Below are 20,228 nucleotides of genomic sequence, written 5' to 3' on the forward strand. Positions count from 1 at the left end.
GGATAAACAAGCGTGATGGGGTTAAGTTCAGTAGCTGGCTACCGATAAACAGAACGTCATGTCGAGCGCAGCCGAGACATCCCGCGTGCTTTACTAACTGATTCATTCACTGCCTGGAGCGAGATGTCTCGGCTGCGCTCGACATGACGTTCTGTTATCCTTATCACTTCCCCCCCTACTCCGGCAGCAGGCGCTTTATCAGACGGAGCTTGTGCGAGTAGCGCTGCCGGTCGCGGTTGTAGATGCCGTTGTGGTCGAGCGGGTCGAGGCGAACCTCGCCGTGGGCGTGGAGAATCTGGCCTTCGTCCATGACCAGGCCCACGTGCACGATGCGGCCCTCGGCGTTATCAAAGAAGGCGAGGTCGCCGGGCTTGGCTTGGGCCACAAAGTGCACGGGGCGCCCGTGGTCAATCTGCTGGCGGGCATCGCGCGGGAGCTGGATGCCTACCAACCCGTAGAGCTGCTGGCAGAGGCCGGAGCAGTCGAGGCCAAAGACGCTTTTGCCACCCCACACGTAAGGCGCTTTCAGGTACATCAGAGCCATTTTACGCAGCAGCAGGGCTTGGCGGGTGGCGTCGGGCGCGGCGCTGGGGTTAGTGGCAGCGCCGTTGAAAAAGTACTGCTTCTCACCCAGGCGCAGGTTCATACCGTCGAAAAACGGCAGCCGGCAGCCCAGCGTGAGCGGGATTTTGGTAGTGGCGTCACTCACGGCCTGCACCACATCGAGGGCGCGGGGGTGGTCCTGGGCGCACCAGGCGGCGTAGTAATCCGGCGAAACGGGCGTGTGCTGCTTAATATCAATCCAGCCCACGTAGTCGTCGGCGGCGAGCTGCACTTGCAACCAACTTTCCTGGGTGACCAGAATCTGGTAGCACTCACCAAAAAGAAGCTGGGTAACCAGTTCGGCCCGGTCGTTGGGCTCGGCGCGGACGGGGACGGCGCTCAGGGCGCAGATGCCGGGATTCAAAATAATGCGGAAATATGGGTGATGTGGAACTGTGAAGGTGTTTTTATTCACGCTTCCAAAGACTGCAAAGATGCCACCGTTGGCTTAAGTGAAGACTGCCACCACCACATTTTCACATTTCCGTGCTTTCACGTTTCTCATTTTATCACATGCGTTCCATGTCGCGCTTCTGGGCTTTTTCCTTGAGGTCGTTGCGCTTGTCGTAGAGTTTTTTGCCCTGGGCGAGGGCAATTTCGATTTTGGCAAAGCCGCGGTCGGTCACAAACAGGCGCAACGGGATGATGGTCAGGCCCTGGTCCACGGCCTTACCGGCCAGCTGCTTGAGCTCGCGCTTGTTGAGCAGGAGCTTGCGCTCGCGCATGGCATCGTGGTTGTTATAAGTGCCTAAGGAATAGGGTGCGATGCGAATGGAATGAATCCAGAGGCTGCCGTCGGTGTGGAACAGGCAGTAGCCGTCGGTGAGGTTGACGTTGCCTTCACGGATGCTTTTTATTTCGGTTCCCTGCAGCATCACGCCCGCGTCGTACTTGGCCAGGAAGCTGTATTCGTGGCTGGCGCGACGGTTTTTGATGTTGATGATGATGGGTTTGTCGTCTTTGGCCATGGTTGAAATGGATTATGGCACATATTTTAACCTGTGCCGGAGCCACACGGGCACAAGCTAAAGCACGTGCTACACCGTGAAAGGGGCGCGAAGCTACGCCTACGTTAGCTTCAGGCGAGGGTTGGGGCTGCTGAGCTGGGTGGCAAAGTCGCCGGCCTCGTACTGGAAATACGCGGTCATGGCTACCATGGCGGCATTATCGGTGCAAAAGGCAAAGTCCGGGATAAATACCTGCCAGTTCTGAACCACGGCTTCCGCTTCCAGCGCAGCACGCAGGCCGGAGTTGGCGGCCACGCCGCCAGCCACGGCGATTTGGGTGAGGCCGGTATCGGCGGCGGCGCGGCGGAGCTGGCGGAGCAGCGTGGCCACGATAGTGTGCTGGATGCTGGCGCAGAGGTCGACCAGGTTTTCAGCCACAAATTCGGGGTTGGCGGCGGTTTCCTTTTTCAGGAAGTACATCACCGAGGTTTTCAGGCCACTGAAGGAGAAGTCGTAGCCGGGCATGGCCCCTACCGGAAAGGCGAAGCGCTGCGGGTTGCCCTGGCGGGCCAGCTTGTCGAGGTGGGGGCCGCCGGGGTACGGCAGGCCCAGCAGCTTGGCCGTTTTGTCGAAGGCTTCGCCGGCCGCATCGTCGATGGTGTGGCCGATGACGTCCATTTCCAGCGCCGATTTCACCACCACTAGCTGGGTGTGGCCGCCGCTCACGGTGAGGCAGAGGAAGGGAAAGTCGGGTTTGGGGTCGCGCAGGAAATGAGCCAGAATGTGCGCCCGCATGTGGTTCACGGCCAGCAGGGGCTTGCCCAGGGCCAGGGCCAGGGTTTTGGCAAACATGCCGCCTACTAATAAGGAGCCCAGCAGGCCGGGGCCCTGCGTCACGGCTACGGCATCCAAATCGGCTTTAGTGATGCCGGCTTCTTTGAGGGCCGCCGTGACGACGGGCAGCAGGTGCTGCTGATGGGCGCGCGAGGCCAGCTCGGGCACCACGCCGCCGTATTGCTCGTGGACTTTCTGGGTGGCCACCACGTTGCTCAGCAGCTGGCCGCCGGCCAACACGGCCGCGCCGGTGTCGTCGCAGGATGACTCGATGGCTAGAATAATGGGATGAGCGAGCATGAGAAAACGGTAGTTGTGGAATAGCTGCTGACGCATTCCGAATGCGTGTCGATAGCAATGACCAGCGGGGCGTAGCGGCCACAAAGGTAGCAGCGCGGGGTGCGGGCCCGGCCCAAAATCCCTAACCGGGCGGCTGGCACGGGAGTTGAACCAGCGCCTGAGCCTGGCCGTTCCCCGGGTCTGATGTGGGCCGGCCGAGACCGGCAGTTGGCTCAAATAGCTAAAAAACCGCAACTTTGCGGATTAACCTGCGTTTTTTCGCTCTCATTCCCTGCCCTGGTGCGTCGTTTCTTCTCCATTTTGCTAAAAGTGCTGCTGGGCCTCGGGCTGGTGGTGGTGCTGGCCGTGGTGGGAACGTTGCTGGCCCTGCGGGTGCCGGGTGTGCAAACGCGCATCGCCCACAAGGCGGCGGAGTTTCTGACCAAGCGGCTCGGACAGGAAGTGACTATCGGGCGGGTTGATGTGCGGCCGTTTTCGCGGGTGCTGCTGGACGGGGTGCGCGTGAAAGACCGGCGCGGGGGCGAGCTGTTCAGCATTGGTCGGGCCGATGCCGACATTAGCTTGTTCTCGGTATTCGACCCGCGGCACCTGCACATCAGCCTGCTTACGCTGAATGAGCCGCGCTTTGAGCTGAAGAACCTGCCGGGCCAGCCTGATTCGACCACCTTTAGCCAGTTTACGGCGGCCGTGGGGCGGCTGATTGGCCCTTCGAAGGATACGAGCAAGGCGGCCCCGTTTGATTTTCAGGTCGCCGCCGTGGCCCTGCGCAACGGCCATTTCGCCATTGAGAAAGGCGATGTGCCGCGCTCGAAAACCTACGGCAAGAGCATCGACTACGACCACATGCTGGTCGACAGCATCTACGCCGACATCTCCAAAATTCAGCTGGCCGACACGTTGGCTTTGCGCATCAGCCACCTGCACGCCGTGGAAACGCCCTCGCAAACGCAGCTGCGCGAAATCACGGCGGACATGAAGTACGGGCCGCACTTCTGGGAATTCAAGGATTTGAGCTTGCGCGTGGGCCGGAGCCAAATTAAAGATTACGTGCGGTTTGAGTTCCGGGTATTCGGCAACTTCGCGGACTACAACGACTCGATGAAGACCATTGCGCGCCTGCGCAATTCGCGGGTGTACACGGACGACATTGCCAAGTTTGCCCCGCAGCTGGCCACGCTGCACGAGTCGGTGGCCATTTCGGGCGATGCCTCGGGCTACGTGCGCGACTTCAAGGTGAACAACCTGGACGTGCGCTACGGCAAAGGCACGCACATTGTGGCCAAGCGCGCCCACGCCGACGGCCTGCCCAACTACCGGGAGAGCTTTATCGACCTGCGCCTACTGCCCTCGGTGGTGGTGACCAACGACTTGAAGAAATGGTTGCCGGCTTCGGCCAACAAGCTGGTGCAGCGCCTGGGCACCGTGAAGCTGCAGGGCCAGATACTGGGTTTCTACAGCGACTTCGTGGCCAATGCCTCGTTCGATACGGCCCTGGGCTTCGTGGCGACGGACATCAACCTGAAGACCAAAACCGACCTTACGCACGCGATTTACGAGGGCACTATCCGCTCCAATGCGTTTCAGGTGGGCAAGTTTCTGGGCGATGAATCGGTGATTCGAGACGTGACGCTGAACGGGCGCGTGGCGGGCACGGGCTTTCTACCGGCGTTTGCGCAGGGCCGAGCCAAGCTCACGGTACCGGCCATTTGGCTGAAGGGCTACCGCTACCGGAACATTGCGTTCGACGGCGATTTCCGGCCCCTGCACTTCAACGGACACGCCAGCATCAACGACCCGGCCGTGCGCCTGGTGGCCGACGGCCACATCGACCTGGAGCGCAAGCATGAAAATATCGACATCAAGACCAAAATTGACTACGCCAACCTGCGCACCCTGGGCCTGAGCAGCCAGCCCATTACGGTGGCAACCACGGCCGACGTCAACCTCAAAGGCGTGCAGCTCGACTCGCTGGTGGGCTACGCGTACCTGCGCAAGTCGCGCTTTGGCCTGAACGGCCGGCAGCTGCGCCTCGACACCCTCGACATCGTGAGCACGCGCAACCGCCTGAACCAGCGCCGCGTGACGCTGCGCTCGGAAGCGGTGGACGCCAGTCTGGCGGGCACGTTCAACACCTCCGACGTGGTGCGCGACGTGCAAACACTCATTGCTGAGTACCGCCTCAATTTTGAGAGCAACGCCGCGGCCACGGCCAACTACTACCGCCAGAAGCGCCAGCGGGTACTGCCGGTGTATCAGGTTGACCTGCTGCTGAATCTGAAAAAGCCCAACCCCGTGCTGGCGCTGTTTGTGCCTGAGCTGCAGGTGGCGAACGGCAGCCGCATCGACGGCTCATTTCGCAATGGGGAGACGTCGATTTTCCAGCTCGGTGGCCACCTCGACAGTCTGCGCTACGGCCCGGTAATGACGGTGAACAACGATTTCGACTTCCTCACTTCGAAGCTGCCCTATAAGTCCGACATTCTGGCCCAGGCCAGCATCACGAGCGACCGGCAGGTGCTGCCCACGCTGGGCCGCACCGAAAAGTTTGTGGTAGAAGGCGTGTGGGACCAGCAGCGCATCAACTTTTCGACTTCGCTGGCCCAAACGGGCACGACGAACAAAGCCACCATCAATGGCTCGCTGGGCTTTTTGCCCCGCGCCGTGGAAGTGGTGTTCCGGCAGTCGGGCCTGCATTTGCTGGATAAAGACTGGACCATCGCGGCCAACAACTCGGTACGGATTTCGGACTATGGCAAGGAGTTCGAAATCAAGAACCTGACGTTTAGCAACGGCGAGCAGTTTGTGAGCGCGCAGGGCTTTATCTCGCCCGACACCAGCAAGCCCCCATTGGTGTTGCAGGCCAAGGACTTCGAGCTGGCTACCCTCAACAGCCTCACCGGGCAGCGCCTGGCCGGCCGCCTCAATGCCCAGGGCACCGTGAGCGGCGTGTACGGCCCGCTGGCCATCAACAGCACGCTGGGCGTGGATTCTTTGAAATACGACGGCACCCTGATTGGCCAGGTAGCGGGGCGCGCCGATTGGGACAACGCCGCCAGCAAGCTGCGCCTGAACATGGACGTGGCCCGCAGCGGCCAGTCGGTGCTCACGGTGCTGGGCGATATTGCCCCGCAGGACGCCACCAACCAGCTCAACCTGACGGGCACGCTCAACGACGCGCCCATCATCCTGGCCCAGCCGTTTTTGGGCTCGTTGTTTAAGAACCTGGGCGGTACGGGGCGGGGCGAGCTACGGCTCACGGGCCGCTTTGCCGCGCCCAACCTGCTGGGCCAGGTCGACGTGAGTAACGGCCGCCTCACCTTCGGCTACCTGGGCACCACCTACACGTTTGCCAACCGCATCAGCTTCACCAACACATCAATAGAGTTTCGCAATGTGCGGCTGCGCGACGTGCTGGGCAACACCGGCACCGTGGACGGCATCGTGCGCCACCAGGGCTTCAAAGACATGAGCCTGGACATTGCGGCCAGTTTCCGCAAGATGCAGGTGCTCAACACTACCCGCAAGGACAATGACATGTACTTTGGCACGGCCTACGCCACGGGCACCGCCCGGGTGAGCGGCCCCACCGACGACCTCGACGTGACGGTGCGGGCCAGCAGCGAGGCCGGCACCCGCATTTCGCTGCCGCTCGACAACGCGGCCAAGGCCCAGAAGGCGGGCTACATCAAGTTTGTGAACAACAACCCGGTGGGCGACACGGTCATCACGAAAAAGGCTGTAGTCATTGCCGCGCAGGATAAAGTGGACCTCTCGGGCCTGCGCCTGAACATGAATTTGACCATTACGCCCGAGGCGTACATGGAAATTCTGCTCGACGAAAGCACCGGCGACGTTATTCGCGGGTCGGCGGCCGGGCAGCTGCGCATGGCCATCGATACGCGGGGTGAGTTCAATATGTATGGGCAGGTCGAAATCGTACGCGGGGCGTACAATTTCACGTTGCAGGGCCTGATTAACAAGGAGTTTGTGGTGCGCCCCGGCGGCATCATTTCCTGGAACGGCGACCCGCTGGCCGGCGAAATGAACGTGACGGCCACTTACACCCAGCGCACCTCGCTGGCTCCCGTGTTGGGCACCACCACCAACGGCGGGGCCGCCGTAGTGCCCGTGACGGCCGTGATGAACCTGACCGGACCGTTGCTGCTGCCCGCCATCAAGCTCAACCTGGAATTCAACGACGCACCGGGTACGCTGCAGGGCGATTTGGCCGCCTTCACGGCCTCGCTGCGCAACGACGAGCAGGAACTGAACCGGCAGGTATTCAGCCTGCTGGTTTTCAAGCAGCTGTCGCCGCAGGGCTCGTTTGGCAACACCATTTCACTGCGTGGCCAGGACAATACGGTGCAGAATAGTCTGGGCCAGATTCTAAGCACCCAACTGGGCTTGCTGACCTCGCAAATTGACCAGAACCTGGAAATCGACTTCAACATCAACGGCCTCACCACCGCCCAGCTGCAGGCACTGCAGGTGCGCCTGAGCTACTCGTTTCTGAATGGCCGGTTGCGCGTGACCCGGGAGGGTGGCTTCACCAACAATCCGAACCTGACGGGCCCGGGTGGCGGCGGCGGCGTGACCACCACTTCGGGCAATACCGCCGGCCAAGCCTCCCTCCTGGGCGACCTGAGCCTGGAATACTACCTGCGGCCCGACGGCAAGTTCCGCACCAAACTGCGCTACGAAACCACCCCGCGCGACCTGGAAACCATCAACCAGCCCCGCGCGGGCCTCTCGCTGCTGCACACCGAGCAGTTCAACTCGTTTGGGGAGCTATTCAGCCGCAAAAACCCCAAGCGCAAGGAGCGCAACACCCAGAAAGCCCGCGATGCCAAGGAAGTGCTGACCGTGGACGAAGACCCGCGCACGAATCTGTAGATAATGGAATGTGCATCCAGAACGTCATGCCTCGGCTGCGCTCGGCATGACGTTCTTTTTACTTGTCCCTTCCGTTACCTTTGCCCAATATGGCCGCCCCCACCACTCCTTCCAGTCGCAAGAAAAAGCTCGGCTCTTACCCCACGCTGCTTGTTGTGTTCAGCATTACGCTGGCGCTGGTGGTCATTGGCCTGTTTGGCCTGCTGCTGGTGCACGCCCACAAACTGAGCGAAGTGGTGCGCCAGAACCTGGAAGTGCAGGTGTACCTCGACCGTGACCTGCCCGAAACCGAGCTGCTGCGCCTGCAGCAGGACCTGGGCCAGCAGCCCTTCGTGGCCGAACGGGAGGGCAAGCCCCAAATTAGATTTGTAAGTAAGGAAGAAGGTGCCCGCCAACTGCTGCAAAGCACCGGCGAGGATTTCCGCCAGTTCCTGGGTGACAACCCGTTGCGCGATGCCTATGTGCTCAAAATCAAGCCCGAATATACCGACACCATGCACCTGCGCCAGTTGGAGCGCAGCGTTTCGACGCAGCGGGGCGTGTTTGAGGTGCAATACCCGCAGGACCTGTTTGCCAGCATCAACAACAACCTGACGCGGGTGAGCCTTGTGCTGCTGGGCTTTGCGGCGGTGCTGGTGCTGGTGGTGGTCATTCTGATTAACAATACGATTAAGCTGGCGCTGTTCTCGCAGCGGTTTCTTATCCGGTCCATGCAACTGGTGGGCGCTACGCGGCTCTTTATCCAGCAGCCGTTTTTGCGGCGCGCTACCTGGCAGGGCCTGGCCAGCGGCGTGCTGGCGGCGCTGCTGCTGATTGCGCTGCTGCAATACGCCTACCTCGAAGTAGAGCCGCTGCGCCTGCTGCGCGACGACCTGCGGCTGGGCCTGCTCCTGCTGGGCGTGGTGGGGCTGGGCGTCGTAATCGGGTTTTTCAGTTCGGCCCGCGCCGTACACAAGTATCTAAAAATGTCGCTCGACGACCTGTATTAAAACGTTATGCTGTGCTTTGCATGACGTTCTGCTTTCTTCGCAAGTGCAAAACAACCAAATATGACTCCTACCAAACCCGTATTCCGCTTCGCCTTTGGTCCTCGTAACTACCGCCTGATGTGGATTGGGCTGGCCGCACTGGCCGCCGGTTTTATCACCATGATGTTTGGCGACCGGAGCAATTACGGCGAGGATTTCGTCGGCATCACGCTGGGGCCGTTGCTGCTCATCGCCGGGTTTGCCATTGAGTTTGCCGCCATTCTGGTGCGCGATAAAACGTTGGTAGCGGCCCCAATTGCTCCGGTTGCCGCTCCTTTCACGGTTGAAGTGCCAACTGCCACCCCAGCCACCGCTCCGGCCTACAAGCGCCTGTAAATTAGTGAGTAGTGGCGAGTAATTAAGGATTAGTATTTCCTTCAATAACCACCACTTATCACTCACCGCTAATCGTTAATCACTGATAATGACCTACTGGCACGCGCTGCTCCTCGCCATTGTGGAGGGCCTGACTGAGTTTTTGCCTGTTTCCAGCACCGGCCATATGATTATTGCCTCGGCGCTGTTGGGTATTCCGGTTACGCCGTTTTTCAAGCTATATCTGGTCGTTATTCAATTAGGGGCCATTCTGTCGGTATTCGCGGTGTACTGGCGGCGCTTTTTCCAAAGCATCGACTTTTACCTGAAGCTGCTGGTGGCTTTCTTGCCAATTGTGCTGGTGGGCCTGCTCTTCAAAAAGCACATCGACGCGCTGCTCGAATCGGTGACGACGGTGGCCGTGATGCTGGTGGTGGGCGGTGTGGTGCTGCTGTTCATCGACCGCTGGTTTCCGCAGGAAGACCCCAACCAGGGCGGGCACCCCGTCACCAACCCCGGTTTTAAGGAGGCGCTGATGATTGGCCTGTTCCAATGCCTGGCCGTGGTACCGGGCACCAGCCGCTCGGCCGCGACCATCATCGGCGGGCTCACCCAGAAGCTCACCCGGCAGTCAGCGGCCGAGTTTGCGTTCTTTCTGGCCATGCCAACCATGGCAGCCGCCGCGGTGAAGGACGTGTACGACTACTACAAAGACGCCAAGGCCCAGGGCGTGGACCTGAACCACCTATTCTCAGCTGAGCAGTTGAAACAGCTAGCCCTGGGCAACGCCGTGGCCTTTGTGGTGGCGCTGCTGGCCATCCGGCTGTTTGTGGGCTTTGTAGCGAAATACGGGTTTCGTGCGTTTGGTATCTACCGCATCATCGCGGGGGGCATTCTCTTGATAATGTTGGCCCTGGAACTTCCTTTAAACTTGGTATGAGTACGAAAACACTAGCCGATTTTGACTTTGAGACGGGCGAAGTCCTGCTCCTCGACAAACCCCTGACGTGGACGTCGTTCGACGTGGTGCGCAAGGTGAAAAGTGCGCTGCGCATCGGGAAAATTGGCCACGCCGGCACCCTCGACCCGCTGGCTACCGGCCTGCTTATCCTTTGCACCGGCAAGAAAACCAAAGAAATTGACCTGATTCAGGCACAGGAAAAAGAATACACCGGCACCTTCCGCCTGGGCGAAACCACCCCCAGTTTCGACCTGGAAACGGCCGTGGACCTGGTGCGCCCCTACGCCCACCTCACCGATGAGGAAGTGACGGCCGCCACGCCCCAGTTTACCGGCCTCATTCAGCAAACGCCACCGATTTTTTCGGCGGTGAAAATTGACGGCAAGCGCGCTTACGAGCTGGCCCGCACCGGCCAGGAAGCGGAAATAAAGCCCAAAACCGTCGACATTAAAATCTTCGAGCTCACGCGCATTGCCCTGCCCGAAGTCGACTTCCGGGTGGTGTGCTCCAAGGGCACGTACATCCGCAGCCTGGCCCGCGACTTTGGGACGGCCCTGGGCTGCGGCGCGCACCTCACGCGCCTGGTGCGCACCCGCATCGGCGAGTACCGGGTCGAGGATGCCTTTTCGCTTGAAGCCATTGAGGCGCTGCGCCCACCCCGCCCCGAAGGCGACCGCCCGGCCCGGCCCGAGCGCCCGCGCACCGCACCCAACCGAGCGGGCCTGCAATACTTTGCCGCGCTGCAGGCGGATGCCCTGGCCGCCAAGGAGCACCAGGCCCATGAAGCAGGCGAAACACCAGCCGCTGCGCCCGAGAACCCGCCCGAATAGCGCGCCTTACCTTCGCGGCGCTTCCATTTCCTACTTTTCGCTTCTCTGGTGCTTTATGCACGTCATCCGCGACCCGGCCCAGTTTCCGTTTCTTGGCAATGCCGTCGTCACCAGCGGTACCTTCGATGGGGTGCACCTGGGGCACCAACGCATTCTGACCCGGCTGCGCGAGGTGGCGCAGGCCAGCACCGCGCCCGCGGTGGTCATCACCTACTGGCCCCACCCACGGCTGGTGCTGGGCCCGCCGCCCTCCCACCCCGAACTACTGGAGCTGCAGCTGATTACTACCCTCGACGAGCGAATTGCCAAACTGGCCGAGTTGGGCGTCGATTATCTGCTCATCGTGCCCTTCACCCGGGAGTTTGCGCAGTGGACTTCGGAGGAATACATCCAGAACCTGCTGCTGCGAACGGTGGGAACCAAGCAGCTGGTTATTGGCTACGACCACCGGTTTGGCAAAAACCGCGAGGGCGGCTTCGACTACCTCCGGCAGCACGCCGACCGCTACGGCCTAACCGTGGAAGAAATTCCGCGTGAGGACGTGGACGCCGTGGGCGTGAGCAGCACCCGCATCCGTCAGGCGTTGCGTCAGGGCGATATTGCTACCGCCAACCGCTACCTCGGCTACCACTACCCGCTCACCGGCACCGTGGTGCACGGCCAGAAGCTGGGCCGTACCATCGGCTACCCCACGGCTAATCTGAACATTCGGGAGCCACTGAAGCTAGTGCCAGCCCGGGGCATTTACGCAGTGTGGGCCATCACGGCGGCGGGCACCCGGCACCAGGCCATGCTCAATATTGGCGTGCGGCCCACCGTCGGAGCCGAACTGACGCAGACCATTGAAGTAAACTTGCTTGATTTCAGCGGGGATTTATACGACCAGGAGCTGACGCTGGAATTCGTAACGTGGCTGCGAGCCGAAGAAAAATACGACGGCCTGAATGCGTTAACGACCCAACTGGCGTTGGATGCGCAGAACACGAGAGGAGCGCTGACCTAGCCCGCTGGTTTTTCACCCTAACTATTTACAATGAGCTATTTAAGAGCAATATTGTTGCTGTGCGGTGCCTGGCTGCTTGCCCTGAACGCTGCCCAGGCCCAGGGAAAACTTAGCGGCGTGGTGCTGGATTCGGTGACGCACGAGCCATTGTCCTTCGCCAGTGTGTTTCTGGCCAACACCACGCTGGGCGCAACCACCACCGAAAAGGGCGAGTTTGAGTTCCTACGCGTGCCGAAAGGCACCTACGACGTTGTGGGCTCCTACGTGGGCTACCGCCTCGGCAAGCAGACCATTACCGTAGAAGCCGCGCCCCAGCGCCTGACCCTGAACCTGGCCCCCACCGGCAACCAGCTGGGCGAAGTAGTGGTGAAGCCCGCGCCCAACAAGCCCGAGGAGTACCGCAAGTTCGCCGAGCTGTTCATCGGGGGCAGCACGTTCTCGGAGCAGTGCCGCATCAGCAACCCCGACGACGTGCGCGTGATGCTCGACGACTCGACCCAGGAGCTGACAGCCCGCACCAAGGAATTTCTACAAATTGACAACGATGCCCTGGGCTACCGCCTGAAATACTATGGCCTGTACTTCGCCTACGACAAAGATGCCCAGTCAATTACCTACTACGGCCAGCCGGTATTCGAAGAAATGAAGCCGCGCGACGAGGCCCAGCGACGCTTGTGGGCAGCCAACCGCCTCACCGCCTACACGGGCTCCTTTATGCATTTTCTGCGCTGCCTCTACACCAACCGCCTGGCGGCTGGCAGCTTCCTGACCCAGCAGATTCGGGTGGTGCCGAACCCGCGCTACGAGCGCAACCAACAGCAGCGCACGGCCCTGCTGGCGGCCGGCGCGGCCGGGGCCTACACTCCCGCCGAACAGGACTCGCTGCGCCGCTGGAGCCGTGAGGCCGCCGAGCAACTCACCCTTTACCCCGAGCCCCGGCCCATCGACAGCCTGCGCCAAGTGAAACCCAACGGCCGCATTTACCTGCGCTTCAGCGGCCAGTTGCAGGTGGCCCACTTCGGCGAAGCCCCCGACCCGCGCTTCAAGCAGCCCATGAACACGCTGGGCTACGCGCGCACGCCCTTCCCGCCGCTGCGCCAGGTGTCGCGCCTACAATTGGCCGACGACGAGGCCGAAATTCAGGCCGACGGCTCGTTGCGCAACCCGCTCGAAGTGGCCATTGGCGGCTACTGGGGCTTCGAGAAAATCGGGGAGTTCCTGCCCTACGACTACTTGCCCACGGGAATGCCCACACCGGCAGCCCCGGCGCGCCCGGCCCCGCCCGCCCGCCCGGTCCGTCGGCGCTAGGCACGGGCCCGCGCCATGATGTAATTTTCGGCCCCAACTGCGGCCCGGCCGCGCCCAAATCCCACCCAATGATAGATAAAACTGTTCCCCACGCCCAAGCCGCCCTGCAGGGCATGGCCGATGGTATGACCCTGATGCTCGGCGGTTTCGGCCTCTGCGGCATTCCCGAAAACTCCATTCAGGAGCTGCTGCGCCTGGGCGTGAAAAACCTGACTTGCATTTCGAACAACGCGGGCGTCGATGACTTCGGCATTGGCCTGCTGCTGCAAACCAAGCAGGTAAAAAAAATGATTTCGAGCTACGTGGGCGAGAACGCCGAGTTTGAGCGCCAGCTGCTCAACGGCGAGCTCGAAGTGGAGCTGATTCCGCAGGGCACGCTGGCCGAGCGCTGCCGGGCCGGTGGGGCGGGCATTCCGGCATTTTTCACCCCGGCCGGCTACGGCACCGAGGTGGGCGAAGGCAAGGAAAGCCGCGAGTTCAACGGCAAAATGTACCTGATGGAAACCGGCCTCATCGCCGATTTCGCCTTCGTGAAAGCCTGGAAAGGCGATACCGCCGGCAACCTCATCTACAAAGGCACGGCCCGCAACTTCAACCCCATGATGGCCACGGCCGGCAAAATCACGGTGGCCGAAGTGGAAGAGCTGGTGCCCGCCGGCGAGCTCGACCCCAACCAGATTCACACGCCCGGCATTTTCGTGCAGCGAATCTACCAGGGCCAGCACTACGAGAAGCGCATCGAGCAGCGCACGGTGCGGCAGGGATAAATCTCCAGCATGCCGTGCCGTTAGAACGGCACGGCATGCTGAGCTTAGCGAAGTGTACCATTTTAACAATCTCACCGCTTCAAACGAAAGTCAGAATGAAGAAACCTTCGCTCGCACTGCTGTTGCTGCTAAGTGGCTACTCTGCCGTGGCCCAGGTGGCCGCGCCCGCCCGCAAGGCCTCAGCAGCCTGGACCGCGGTGGCTCCGGCCGGAGCCCCGGCCACCGTCGCGCCCGCCAGCGCCCAGCGCATCGACCAGCTGCTGCGCGAGTACACGGCCGCCAACCGCGTGCCCGGGGCCATTGCGCTAGTAATGCGCGACGGAAAGGTGGTCTACCGCAAGGCCTTCGGGGTGGACGAAGTGGCCGCTCAAACGCCCCTGCGGACTGATGCCATTGTGCGCATTGCCTCCCAAACCAAGGCCGTGACCAGCGTGGCCGTCATGATGCTCTATGAAGAGGGCAAGTTTCAGCTCGACGACCCGATTTCGACGTATTTGCCGGCCTTCCGCAACCCCGGGGTGCTCGCAACTTTCAATGCGCAGGACTCGACCTACACCACCGTGCCGGCCCGCGGCGAAATCACCATCCGGCAGCTGCTTACCCACACCTCGGGCATCAGCTACCCGGTGATTGGTACCAAAGAAGCGCAGGCCATTTATGCGAAAGCGCGCATTCCGAGCGGCATTGGCACGCCCACGGGCAGCCTGGCCAAGGCGATGGATGCCCTTGGGCCGCTGCCGCTCACGCACCAGCCGGGCGAGCGGTTTACCTACGGGCTGAGCGTGGACGTGCTGGGCCGCTTGGTGGAGGTGCTGTCGGGCCAGTCGCTGGACCAGTTTCTGCGCGCCCGGCTGTTTGAGCCGCTGAACATGCGCGACACTTACTTTTACCTGCCCGCCGCCAAGCAGGCGCGGCTGGCAAAGCTTCACACCGAGGACGCGACTAAGCAAACGGTGCCCATGGGGCGCATCGGCAACATGACACCGGACTATCCGAACGCGGCAGGCACGTACTTTTCCGGTGGCGCGGGCCTATCGTCAACCATCGACGACTACGCCCGGTTCCTGCAAATGCTGCTGAACAACGGCACCGCCAACGGCCGCCAGCTGCTAAAGCCCGCCACCGTGGCCCTGATGACGCAGAACCAAATCGGAACCGTTAACCAGGGCGACCACAAATTCGGCCTGGGTTTCAGCCTCACCACGCCCGAAAGCGCGAAAGTGCCGGGTCCCTCGGCGGGCTCTTATGAGTGGGGCGGCATATTTGGCACTACGTATTGGGTCGACCCCAAGGAGAAGCTGGTGGCGCTGATATACACTCAGAAGTACCCCAGCAGCACCAGCCGCGACCTGGCTGGCAAGTTCAAAACCGCCGTTTATCAGTCGTTCGTCCCCAACCAAAAAGCCCCCGCCTCTTCCGCCGCCCCGGTGCCGGCCTCCGCGGCTGGCGGCACCAGGTAACGGTTCTAATCTCAAAATCCCACCCTCAAAATCTGCGAAATCCGGCTAATCCGTCGAACTCGTGGTCCCGAAAATTATGCTCGACAAACACGGCATCGCCAAACGCATCGCCCAGGAAGTGAAAGACGGCTCCTACGTCAACCTCGGCATCGGCATTCCTACGCTGGTGGCCAACTACATCCCGGCCGGCATCAACGTGGAGCTGCAGTCGGAAAATGGCCTGCTCGGCATGGGTCCCTTCCCCACCGAAGACCAGGTCGACCCCGACCTCATCAACGCCGGCAAGCAGACCGTGACCACCCTGCCTGGCTCCAGCCTCTTCAGCTCCGCCGATTCGTTCGGCATGATTCGCGGCGAGCACGTGGACCTCACCATTCTCGGCGCGATGGAAGTATCGGAGCGCGGCGACATTGCCAACTGGAAAATCCCGGGCAAGATGGTGAAAGGCATGGGCGGTGCCATGGATTTGGTGGCCTCGGCCAAGAATATCATCGTGGCCATGCAGCATGTGGCCCGCGACGGTTCTTCAAAATTATTGTCGGACTGCACCCTACCCATCACCGGCCTGCGCTGCGTGAAGAAAATTGTGACTGAGTTAGCGGTAGTCGAAATAACGCCCGACGGCTTTGTGCTGCGCGAGCGCGCCCCCGGCGTGACGGTGGAGCAGATTGTGGCCGCCACCGCCGGCAAGCTGGTAGTGCCAGCGGGCGAGGTCCCGGAGATGCAGGGCGTGTAGCGTAGGCTTCAGTTGGTGACTAGGGCGGCGGTAGCGAACTACTTGGCGCAGTTTCGGAATCACGACGCCGTACCCTAGCCCCGAAACGGCGCTTGCACACGGTTGCCCCCGCTCGTCACCAGCGGAGGCTTATGCTGCTATCTTCGTAGTCACCCGTTGCTACGATTTTATGCGCCTACTTGTCCCTCTGCTGCTCGTCACTGCCCCAGTGCTGGCGCAGTCAGTTTCGCCCATCATCGACCGCACCGACATGCCGGCCGCTACAGCCGTCGCGCCCGTCGATACGCTGCGGCTGAGCACAGCCAGCCCGGTGCTGCCCGCTACCGCTCCGCCCCTTTCGCGCCGCGGGGCCAACCAAACCTGGAACTACGCCGGCTTGCTGCCCGTGTCGCAGCGCGTGGAGCGGTTTGTGACGGTGGCCAGCGTGACGGCTACCTCCCCTTTCTACCTCTTCACATTTGGACCGCTGGGCGGTGTGAACCGCGCCACGGTGGCATCGCCGCAGGCCTTACCGCTGGCGGGCGGGCTGCCCGTTCCCCTTCCCATTACCGATTCCTACCAGTTTTACAGCGTCTCGGCAGCGGCAGCGACCACGCAGGATTTTCGCTCGGTGGGCTTTGGGGCCTCGCTGGCGGGCACTGCGGTGCCGGTCACGTACACCAACCAGGCGCTACAGGACGTGATTTACCGCTTCCCCCTGAGCTTCGCCAGCCGGGCCGATTCCAGCAGCTCGTTTTTTGCCACGCCGGCGGCCATTTCTACTGTGGGCTACTTCAGCCAAAAGCGCAAGCGCGTGAATAAGCCCGATGCCTGGGGCACGCTGGTCACACCCTTCGGCTCGTTCCAGACGGTGCGCGTCGTCACCAAGCTCATCGACCACGACAGTGTGGCTTTTGGCGGTGCGCCGGGCCAGGGCTTCGACCTGCCCCTGACCCGCGAATACAAGTGGCTGGCTAAAACCCAGCGTGTCCCGGTGCTCACCATCACCACCCGCCTGCTGGCCGGCCAGGAAACTATCACCAGCGTGGAATACCGCGACTTGTACCGCCGCATTGTGCGCCTGGGCACCCGCGACGCGGCCACCGAAGCCACGCTGGCTGCCTATCCTAACCCGTCGGCCGTTGGTGCGCCGCTCACGCTCACGGTGCCGGCCGGCAGTGGGCCGCTCACCGTTTCGGCCACTGATATAGTGGGGCGGCGGCTGTTCCAGCGCAGCTTTGGCGGCGGCGCACGTCTGCTCAGCCTGCCGGCCGAGGCGTTTGGCAACTTCCGGGGAGTGGCCTTATTGACCGTGCAAACGGCGCGGGGCACGGCCACGCGGCGGGTGGTGCGGGAGTAGCTCCCGCCACCCTCGGAAATAATGTGCTCCGCCGACAGCAGGCTTGTGCAATGCTGCCCAGACCGGCATCATGGCGGTAATCGCGGCCGCTTTGGGCGCGTTTCACCAACTTCTCTACAAATGAAAAAATGCCTGCTGCTTCTGCTGCTGCCGTTTTCGGGGTGGGCCAGTCAGATTGTGGTGGGGCTGCGCTCCGATAATCTTATTAGCTGGAGCGTGTGGGAGCGGCAGGGCAACTCCCTGAAGCACTTCCTCTTGCTCTACAACCGGGGAGCTGCCGGACTGGATATCACCGTCAAGCTGCTCCGTTTTTCTTCCGATGGCAGCCGGTTCACCACAATTGCCACCAACAAAACGCTGCACCGGACTTACCTCGCGCCCCACCAGCTGGTTCGGCTGAAATACCCGACCAAAGCATCAGCGCATGACTGCGCCGAGTATTTTGAAAATGGCAAGAGCGTGGGCGTGCTGCCCATTTCTGTTGGCCGGCCCCCCGCTGCCGTGCTCAAATCTTCCCGGCCTTTTTACTCAAACCAGGGAGCGAATTCCGGCGAAGGCTACTTTTGGATGGCCTTCGAATCCATTTACAGCCCACCCCGGCAGATTGAATTTACGGCCGCCCACGGGTTTTCTCTTCCCAGCGACGAGCTTAAAGAAGAGTACTATCTGGTGAAGTTTTATCCGGCATTCATGGCGCTCTACCCGCCGTCCGGCACGCTGGATTCGCTGGCGGCACGGGCCGACACGACCGTTTTCAAGTTCAGCCAGGCCCGCCGGAGTGCCGTGCTGCCGGTGGGTACGGGCTGGGAGGTGCCTGGCGGTTTGGCGGTGCTGGGCGTGTACACCGAGCAAGTGTCGGACGGCTACTCCTACGACGAACAGAAACACCTGGTCCCCGATAAGTCGGTGGGCGGCGGGTCGGTTCAGTTCGTGCCGCTTTTCTCCCAGCCACCCACCCGGAGCCGGCACCGGCCGGCGCAAAGGTGATTTACAGCACGAATCGGCACCATTTTGGGCGTTTTGCCGTTTGAATACCCGTTGGCGAGCGTCGCCGACGGGTATTTTTATGGGTAATTTTGTTGGGCTGGCGGCCGCGCCCGGCAACTGGGCCGCCTCCGGCCCTAATTTTCAACGGCTTCGCTTTCGATAATTTATGGCAACTTCTTCCAACGGCAAATCGGCCGGTTCCAACGGCCACGCCACGCCAGGCGGCGCGCATCACAAGAAAATAGGCAAGCCGGCACTGGATGAGCTTCTCACGCCCACCGCTGTACCGGCCCACAAATTGGTGTTGCGCACCCTGCGTCGCTCCGACTTCAAGACCATTAAGAACATCATGGACCAGGTGTATTCCAATATGGAAGGCGCGTGGTCGGCTGATGAATTTAGCGCCCTGATTCGCAAGTTTCCGGAGGGCCAGATTGGCATTGAGGACAACGGCCGGCTGGTAGCCGCCGCCCTGGCCATCATCGTGGACTACGATAAATACGGCGATAAGCACACCTACGCCAAGATTACCGGCAACGGCAAATTCGATACCCACGACTCGGACGGCGACACGCTCTACGGCGTGGACGTATTTGTGGACCCCGAATACCGCAGCCTGCGCCTGGGCCGCCGCCTCTACGATGCCCGCAAGGAGCTGTGCGAGAACCTGAACCTGCGCGCCATGGTGGCCGGCGGCCGCATTCCCGGCTACGCGCAGTATGCCAGCGAGATGACGCCCGCCAAGTACGTGGAGATGGTGCGCAACAAGGAATTGGTGGACCCCATCCTCACTTTCCAGCTCTCGAACGAGTTCTATGTTCGCAAAATCATTCGCGGCTACCTGCCCTACGACTCGGAGTCGAAGGCCTACGCCACGCTGCTGGAATGGATTAACGTGTACTACGAGGAGGAAGAAAAACTCATCGGCAACCAGAAATCCAATGTTCGCATCGGCATTGTGCAGTGGCAGATGCGCGCCACCCGCAGCCTGGAAGACCTGCTGCAGCAGATTGAGTTTTTCGTGGACACGGTGAGCGGCTACAAGTCTGACTGCGTGATGTTTCCGGAGTTTTTCAACGCCCCGCTTATGGCCCTCACCAACGAGGACTCGCCGGCGGTGGCCATCCGGGCCATGGCGGCTTTCACCGAACCCATCAAGGTCAAAATGATGGAACTGGCCGTGAGCTACAACATCAACATTGTGGCCGGCTCGATGCCGGTGTACCGCGATGAGAAGCTCTTTAACGTGGCCTTCCTCTGCCGACGCGACGGCACCGTGGACGAGCAGTATAAGCTGCACGTGACCCCCGACGAGGCCAGCTACTGGGGCATGCGCGGCGGCGACAAGCTGAAATGCTTCGACACGGATTTCGGCAAAATCGGCATTTTGGTGTGCTACGACGTGGAATTCCCGGAACTCTCGCGCATGCTAAGCGACGAGGGCATGAAAATTCTGTTCGTGCCCTTCTGGACTGACACCAAGAATTCCTACCAGCGCGTGCGCCTCTGCGCCCAGGCCCGTGCCATCGAGAACGAGTGCTACGTGGCCATTACCGGCTCGGTGGGCAACCTGCCCCGCGTCGAGAACATGGACATTCAGTACTCGCAATCGGCCGTGTTCAGCCCGTCGGACTTTGCTTTCCCGCACGATGCCATTGTGGCCGAAGCCACGCCCAACACGGAAATGACCCTGATTGCCGACCTCGACCTCGACTTGCTTAAAGACCTGAATACCAGCGGCGCGGTGCGCAACCTGCGCGACCGCCGCAAGGACTTGTACTCGGTGAGCTGGGTGAAGAAAACCGAGCGCGACGACGAGCTGCTGGAGCAAGGCGCGGAGCGGGTGCCCAAAACCAGCCGCCGCAGGGCCATCGCCGCAGGCTAGAGCAGGCATAATACCAGTTGAAAAAGGAGGCT

The 20,228-nt window shown here is 61.4% G+C and carries 16 protein-coding genes; 13 read left to right on the forward strand and 3 right to left on the reverse strand.

Annotated features, from left to right (window positions below):
* Positions 1 to 175: 175 nt before the first annotated feature.
* From IEW17_RS00525 to tsaD, 3 genes are all read right to left on the reverse strand, one after another.
* Positions 176 to 967, reverse strand: a complete 792-nt coding sequence (locus IEW17_RS00525; protein WP_229748696.1) for a C40 family peptidase — start codon at positions 965 to 967, stop codon at positions 176 to 178.
* 145 nt (positions 968 to 1,112) lie between these two features.
* Positions 1,113 to 1,571 (reverse strand): SsrA-binding protein SmpB, encoded by a 459-nt coding sequence (gene smpB / locus IEW17_RS00530; RefSeq protein ID WP_188560048.1) that lies wholly within the window; start codon positions 1,569 to 1,571, stop codon positions 1,113 to 1,115.
* 99 nt (positions 1,572 to 1,670) lie between these two features.
* Complete coding sequence (tsaD, locus tag IEW17_RS00535; RefSeq protein WP_188560049.1) at positions 1,671 to 2,684, reverse strand: tRNA (adenosine(37)-N6)-threonylcarbamoyltransferase complex transferase subunit TsaD; 1,014 nt, start codon at positions 2,682 to 2,684, stop codon at positions 1,671 to 1,673.
* A gap of 279 nt (positions 2,685 to 2,963) precedes the next feature.
* Between tsaD and IEW17_RS00540 the strand changes: the two genes are divergently transcribed.
* The 13 genes from IEW17_RS00540 (at position 2,964) to IEW17_RS00600 (ending at position 20,196) form a co-directional block, all read left to right on the forward strand.
* Complete coding sequence (locus IEW17_RS00540; RefSeq protein WP_188560050.1) at positions 2,964 to 7,577, forward strand: translocation/assembly module TamB domain-containing protein; 4,614 nt, start codon at positions 2,964 to 2,966, stop codon at positions 7,575 to 7,577.
* A gap of 89 nt (positions 7,578 to 7,666) precedes the next feature.
* Positions 7,667 to 8,566, forward strand: a complete 900-nt coding sequence (locus tag IEW17_RS00545; protein WP_188560051.1) for a cell division protein FtsX — start codon at positions 7,667 to 7,669, stop codon at positions 8,564 to 8,566.
* Positions 8,567 to 8,626: 60 nt separating this feature from the next.
* Complete coding sequence (locus IEW17_RS00550; RefSeq protein ID WP_188560052.1) at positions 8,627 to 8,941, forward strand: DUF3098 domain-containing protein; 315 nt, start codon at positions 8,627 to 8,629, stop codon at positions 8,939 to 8,941.
* Between the two features lie 88 nt (positions 8,942 to 9,029).
* Entirely contained in the window at positions 9,030 to 9,860 is an 831-nt protein-coding gene (locus tag IEW17_RS00555) for an undecaprenyl-diphosphate phosphatase (RefSeq protein WP_188560053.1), read from the forward strand.
* A complete protein-coding gene (gene truB / locus IEW17_RS00560) occupies positions 9,857 to 10,711 on the forward strand; it encodes a tRNA pseudouridine(55) synthase TruB (protein WP_188560054.1) in 855 nt (284 codons plus the stop codon). Before IEW17_RS00555 ends, truB begins: the two co-directional genes overlap by 4 nt.
* Positions 10,712 to 10,766: 55 nt before the next feature.
* Positions 10,767 to 11,714: a bifunctional riboflavin kinase/FAD synthetase gene (locus tag IEW17_RS00565; RefSeq protein WP_188560055.1), complete on the forward strand. Its 948-nt coding sequence runs from the start codon at positions 10,767 to 10,769 to the stop codon at positions 11,712 to 11,714.
* A 30-nt stretch (positions 11,715 to 11,744) separates the two neighbouring features.
* Positions 11,745 to 13,022 carry a carboxypeptidase-like regulatory domain-containing protein gene (locus tag IEW17_RS00570; RefSeq protein WP_188560056.1) on the forward strand — a complete coding sequence of 426 codons (1,278 nt, stop codon included), beginning with the start codon at positions 11,745 to 11,747 and terminating at the stop codon, positions 13,020 to 13,022.
* Between the two features lie 68 nt (positions 13,023 to 13,090).
* Entirely contained in the window at positions 13,091 to 13,789 is a 699-nt protein-coding gene (locus IEW17_RS00575) for a CoA transferase subunit A (protein WP_188560057.1), read from the forward strand.
* A gap of 95 nt (positions 13,790 to 13,884) precedes the next feature.
* The gene (locus tag IEW17_RS00580) at positions 13,885 to 15,249 is read left to right on the forward strand and encodes a serine hydrolase domain-containing protein (protein ID WP_188560058.1); all 1,365 of its coding nucleotides are present in this window, start codon (positions 13,885 to 13,887) and stop codon (positions 15,247 to 15,249) included.
* Between the two features lie 76 nt (positions 15,250 to 15,325).
* Positions 15,326 to 15,985 carry a 3-oxoacid CoA-transferase subunit B gene (locus IEW17_RS00585; RefSeq protein ID WP_188560059.1) on the forward strand — a complete coding sequence of 220 codons (660 nt, stop codon included), beginning with the start codon at positions 15,326 to 15,328 and terminating at the stop codon, positions 15,983 to 15,985.
* A 169-nt stretch (positions 15,986 to 16,154) separates the two neighbouring features.
* Entirely contained in the window at positions 16,155 to 17,324 is a 1,170-nt protein-coding gene (locus IEW17_RS00590; protein WP_188560060.1) for a hypothetical protein, read from the forward strand.
* 120 nt (positions 17,325 to 17,444) lie between these two features.
* A complete protein-coding gene (locus IEW17_RS00595) occupies positions 17,445 to 18,311 on the forward strand; it encodes a hypothetical protein (RefSeq protein ID WP_188560061.1) in 867 nt (288 codons plus the stop codon).
* Positions 18,312 to 18,660: 349 nt separating this feature from the next.
* Positions 18,661 to 20,196 carry a carbon-nitrogen hydrolase family protein gene (locus IEW17_RS00600; RefSeq protein WP_373286145.1) on the forward strand — a complete coding sequence of 512 codons (1,536 nt, stop codon included), beginning with the start codon at positions 18,661 to 18,663 and terminating at the stop codon, positions 20,194 to 20,196.
* Positions 20,197 to 20,228: the final 32 nt, after the last annotated feature.

The sequence above is a fragment of the Hymenobacter frigidus genome (genome assembly GCF_014640435.1).
Classification (GTDB): domain Bacteria; phylum Bacteroidota; class Bacteroidia; order Cytophagales; family Hymenobacteraceae; genus Hymenobacter; species Hymenobacter frigidus.

Bases quoted from the DNA above. Each gene is read 5' to 3' on its own strand.
- IEW17_RS00570 (WP_188560056.1), top strand. From the start codon at position 11,745: ATGAGCTATTTAAGAGCAATATTGTTGCTGTGCGGTGCCTGGCTGCTT.
- IEW17_RS00545 (WP_188560051.1), top strand. From the start codon at position 7,667: ATGGCCGCCCCCACCACTCCTTCCAGTCGCAAGAAAAAGCTCGGCTCT.
- IEW17_RS00555 (WP_188560053.1), top strand. From the start codon at position 9,030: ATGACCTACTGGCACGCGCTGCTCCTCGCCATTGTGGAGGGCCTGACT.
- truB (WP_188560054.1), top strand. From the start codon at position 9,857: ATGAGTACGAAAACACTAGCCGATTTTGACTTTGAGACGGGCGAAGTC.
- IEW17_RS00580 (WP_188560058.1), top strand. From the start codon at position 13,885: ATGAAGAAACCTTCGCTCGCACTGCTGTTGCTGCTAAGTGGCTACTCT.
- IEW17_RS00575 (WP_188560057.1), top strand. From the start codon at position 13,091: ATGATAGATAAAACTGTTCCCCACGCCCAAGCCGCCCTGCAGGGCATG.
- IEW17_RS00595 (WP_188560061.1), top strand. From the start codon at position 17,445: ATGAAAAAATGCCTGCTGCTTCTGCTGCTGCCGTTTTCGGGGTGGGCC.
- IEW17_RS00550 (WP_188560052.1), top strand. From the start codon at position 8,627: ATGACTCCTACCAAACCCGTATTCCGCTTCGCCTTTGGTCCTCGTAAC.
- IEW17_RS00585 (WP_188560059.1), top strand. From the start codon at position 15,326: ATGCTCGACAAACACGGCATCGCCAAACGCATCGCCCAGGAAGTGAAA.
- IEW17_RS00600 (WP_373286145.1), top strand. From the start codon at position 18,661: ATGGACCAGGTGTATTCCAATATGGAAGGCGCGTGGTCGGCTGATGAA.
- IEW17_RS00565 (WP_188560055.1), top strand. From the start codon at position 10,767: ATGCACGTCATCCGCGACCCGGCCCAGTTTCCGTTTCTTGGCAATGCC.
- tsaD (WP_188560049.1), bottom strand. From the start codon at position 2,684: ATGCTCGCTCATCCCATTATTCTAGCCATCGAGTCATCCTGCGACGAC.
- smpB (WP_188560048.1), bottom strand. From the start codon at position 1,571: ATGGCCAAAGACGACAAACCCATCATCATCAACATCAAAAACCGTCGC.
- IEW17_RS00590 (WP_188560060.1), top strand. From the start codon at position 16,155: ATGCGCCTACTTGTCCCTCTGCTGCTCGTCACTGCCCCAGTGCTGGCG.